Genomic DNA, 3,680 nt, shown 5'->3' with positions numbered 1-3,680 from the left:
CAGCTAGGCCCTCACTCCATTTCGAATTCAGTCGCTTTTCGTCCAGCAGTACGGCTATCTGGTTGATCTTGCTGGTAGTGGTGGCCAGCTCTTCCCCTGTTTTTTTGGCTTTCTCGAAATTGGTCTGTTTTAGGCCCTCTGAGGTGGTCAGTCGTTGAGCGAGTACTTTCTCCTGTTCTTTAGCAGTTGCGTTCGCTACGGCCGCTTTTAGGGCCTTCTCAGCGGCTTGTTTGATTTCGTCGAGCCTGCGATTGAGTTCAGCATTGATTTTGGCTTCCTGCTGTTGTTTCCAACGTTCCAGATTCAACAGATCCAGCGGACCAGGCTTGTTGATGGCTAAGGGTGCCTTGATCGTCTGAATGGGTTGTAAATCCTTCTCGATAGTTTGCCGCTCCTGTTGTTGAAGGCCATAAATGTGCTTCATGTCCACATGCTGCGCCCGGCTGCCTTCTATTCCCCTTTCCAACCCAAATGGTTTCATAGCCGCTGCGTAATCAGTTTGGAGCTGGCGTAAAGTTTTAGGTGTGAAGAGCTCCTTTGCACAAAGTCGTTTGTCTTCAGTGATGGGAACAACGATGGCGTGAATGTGGGGCGTCTTCTCGTCTTGGTGTAGGGTAAAAGCAACCAGGTTAGACCCGTATTGCTGTTTCATGAAGTTCAGATTAGCCTTCACCCAATCGGATTGCCGGTAGTCATCGACGCACTGGCCGTTCTGATCACGTTTGAACGCTTCGGGGCTGGCCGTGAGAATGAATTCCATGCCTTTAACGGCATCCTTTCGGACATGATGAATGCCGGCATGATCGAGTTGGGCCTGAATCGCCTTGGCTAGATTCTCATAATTGAGCACATACTCGTGATTGAGGTGCAGCCGTTCGGGATCGGCATTGGGTACGTGACCCTGACGGTAGTTGTGATCGGACTTGCCGCCTATACTTCCGGCCCCTTTCACTTTGGCAACTCGGCAAACTGCTTTCATGCTTTTTTCCCCTTTGTTCTATGGTGCCGTAGGTCGCGCACTTTGCCCTGTCTGACCCGACCGAAGGGAGGTGTCAGACAGGGCAAAGTATAGTGCGTTATACTTCTGTAAAAGAACCGGGCCGCGAAAAACTACCGATTCACGAAAAAAAAGCGTTCTAGACTTTATTGATTAACTTTGTTTCCACTGACTTACATCTACTTAAGTAATGAAAGCAACTGGTCTGCTCGGTATTGTAACTGCCTTCACATCCTCTCTATGTTGTATTGCTCCCTTATTAGCATTAGGGGGTATGGCTGGTTCGTTAGGGTGGCTAGAAACAGCACGACCTTATACCATTACCTTGTCTATCGGAGCTTTGGGATGGGCTTGGTACAATCAACTCAGACCAGCTACTAAAGATGCCTGTGGATGCACTCCGGCTAAACTTAGTTTCTGGCAGACGAGAAGATTTTTAGGGATAATGACAGCAATGGCGATACTGTTACTAACATTTCCTGCTTACTCCAATTTACTTTACCAGGACAAGAACCAGGCGACCCAACAACCGGCTAAACCAGCTCAACAAATTGCTTACGTGACCATCAAGGGTATGACCTGCGAGGGGTGTGAGCATCATGTAAAAAGCGAGGTAGGTAAGCTGAAAGGAGTTGCTGAAACCAAAGTATCTTACCAGCAGGGTAACGCAGTAGTCAAGTATGACCCTAAGCAAACGTCAACGGCTGACATCAAGAAAGCAGTAGCCGCCACAGGTTATCAGGTTGTAAGTGTTAAAACGAATTAAGTAGTATGGCCCTTGTGCTAGAATCCACAATTACTTGCCCTCAGTGTAGTTATGTTCAAACTGAGACGATGCCCACTGATGCTTGCCAATTCTTTTATGAATGCACGAACTGTCACACTGTATTACGTCCATTAGCTGGCGATTGCTGTGTATTTTGTTCTTATGGTACGATGAAATGCCCCCCTCTCCAAGAAAATAAGAGCTGTTGTTCTTAGTTACTCGCTCTATTTTTCCCCGTACAGTTGGGGTGGGATATGCCTAAAAAAACCTAGCCCGGTACGGGCTAACTGTTTTAAAGTACTCCAAAAGGCTGGGGTTTATGGCTTTTAAATTGAATATCTGACAACTCGACTTTTACTAATTTTCCTTCTTCCCTGTCTTCTACAAGACCATAGTCATATGTAAGTGGCTCCCGGTAGCCCTCTACGTTTTTGACACCTCTAACTACCCCGTGGTAGTAACCTTCTCTCTCTTCTTTATCGTAGGACACGATAAATCCATAACCTTGTTCATCGTGTACAGGATGACTCACTATGTAGATTATATCTCTAATTTTTTCCTTTTCCATATCCTCTAAGTTTTGAATGCATAGATACAAAAAAAGCCCCGATCTGGCTTAGAGCTATCAAGATCGGGGCAACGCACGGTTGTACGTGGATTAGCTTATCCCTGCTCGGTTGGTCCTCACCAGAGCCGACTTCCGTTTTAGCTAATGGCTTTATACTTCTACTAATTCAAGCTCTTCCTGCTCCTGTAATATTTCAGCAGTCATAGTACGACCTTCCTTAGTATAGTGAATTGTCAGTCTCAATTCTCTAATATCCTTCCATTCCCCCTTTCCGAATAAGAGTGGATTTCCTAGATATAGCCCTTTATCTTTTCGAATAAGGACACCCTGCTTTACAAGCATAACTAGGGCATTATCTATTGTCTTTATATGAATTTTGAACTCTGCCGCTATCTCCTTCTTGATCGATGAATTAAGTACAATTTGGTTCTTATAATTCATCATTCGTAGCAGTTCATGAAGAATGCGATCTGTCCACTTTGGCAAATTGTTAAGTAATTCTATATCAGATAGATATAGTTTAACATAATCAGGCTCTTTGGGTAGAACCGAATCTCTGTGCGTGACTTGAAGCTCTCCTGTTTCAGGATGTAGCATCTCCCTCTCATAAGTTATCCGCTTAGGCATAGCACACATTTTTATTACTAACAGTCATGCAATTCTAATTACTAATTTTTGTAATTCCAAATTATGGCTAGTAATCAAAAACGCATTACTAACATACTGCTATTTGATTACCAACACACTGCTATTTGATTACCAACACACTGCTATTTGATTACTATCCCCATATATATGTATATCAAAAGATTCTCTTGTCTTGTCGTTAAGATTTAGGCGGTCCTCCCTTCGGTCGGGTTGTATGTAGTGATAGGTTTTTTTAGGCATATCCCACCCCAACTGTACGGGGCTACCGCCGAATCTTATAGCCCCTATTTTGGTCGTTCTTGACTTCGGGCTTCTGGGCCTTCTTCTGGTTTTCTTGTTGCTCTTCTTTTATTCCCCTTTGTACCGTTTCATGAACTAGTTCGCTCAGAAATTCCCCTTTGATCTGAGCCGTAATCAGGTTAAGCCGCACTTCGGTCTTCGGATCAGTCAGGTAAAACGTCCCCTTGGCATCCTTCAGGATTTTGTACCCTTTTTTCTCCAGCCGGGGGTTTAGATCGTTGCTGTCAGTTAATCGTTCTTTCAAACACTCTAGGATATCTGCCTCCATCTGCGGCAACACCTTACTGCGCAGGTGGCCAGCTAGGCCCTCACTCCATTTCGAATTCAGTCGCTTTTCGTCCAGCAGTACGGCTATCTGGTTGATCTTGCTGGTAGTGGTGGCCAGCTCTTCCCCTGTTTTT

The 3,680-nt window shown here is 44.9% G+C and carries 6 protein-coding genes; 2 read left to right on the top strand and 4 right to left on the bottom strand.

The window, feature by feature from the left end; all coding sequences use genetic code 11:
- The coding region (mobV, locus tag ACYU8Y_RS22290; protein WP_460940342.1) for a MobV family relaxase at positions 1-979 on the bottom strand (979 nt) is incomplete at its 3' end.
- A 208-nt stretch (positions 980-1,187) separates the two neighbouring features.
- On the opposite strand from mobV, the gene merTP reads away from it, so the two are divergent.
- A complete protein-coding gene (gene merTP, locus ACYU8Y_RS22285) occupies positions 1,188-1,763 on the top strand; it encodes a mercuric transport protein MerTP (RefSeq protein WP_460940341.1) in 576 nt (191 codons plus the stop codon).
- A gap of 5 nt (positions 1,764-1,768) precedes the next feature.
- Positions 1,769-1,978, top strand: a complete 210-nt coding sequence (locus ACYU8Y_RS22280; protein ID WP_460940340.1) for a GDCCVxC domain-containing (seleno)protein — start codon at positions 1,769-1,771, stop codon at positions 1,976-1,978.
- Positions 1,979-2,055: 77 nt separating this feature from the next.
- Here the strand turns inward: ACYU8Y_RS22280 and ACYU8Y_RS22275 are convergent, their stop codons facing one another.
- The 3 genes from ACYU8Y_RS22275 to ACYU8Y_RS22265 form a co-directional block, all read right to left on the bottom strand.
- Positions 2,056-2,331, bottom strand: coding sequence for a hypothetical protein (locus ACYU8Y_RS22275; RefSeq protein WP_460940339.1), 276 nt, complete (start codon positions 2,329-2,331; stop codon positions 2,056-2,058).
- A 150-nt stretch (positions 2,332-2,481) separates the two neighbouring features.
- Entirely contained in the window at positions 2,482-2,928 is a 447-nt protein-coding gene (locus ACYU8Y_RS22270; RefSeq protein WP_460940338.1) for a replication/maintenance protein RepL, read from the bottom strand.
- 313 nt (positions 2,929-3,241) lie between these two features.
- Positions 3,242-3,680, bottom strand: a 439-nt coding sequence (locus ACYU8Y_RS22265) for a hypothetical protein (RefSeq protein ID WP_460940337.1), incomplete at its 5' end; no start/stop codon positions are given.

Source organism: Spirosoma humi, assembly GCF_054776575.1.
The sequence above is the reverse complement of the archived record's forward strand: the minus strand, read 5'-3'. Positions and strand labels throughout refer to the sequence as shown.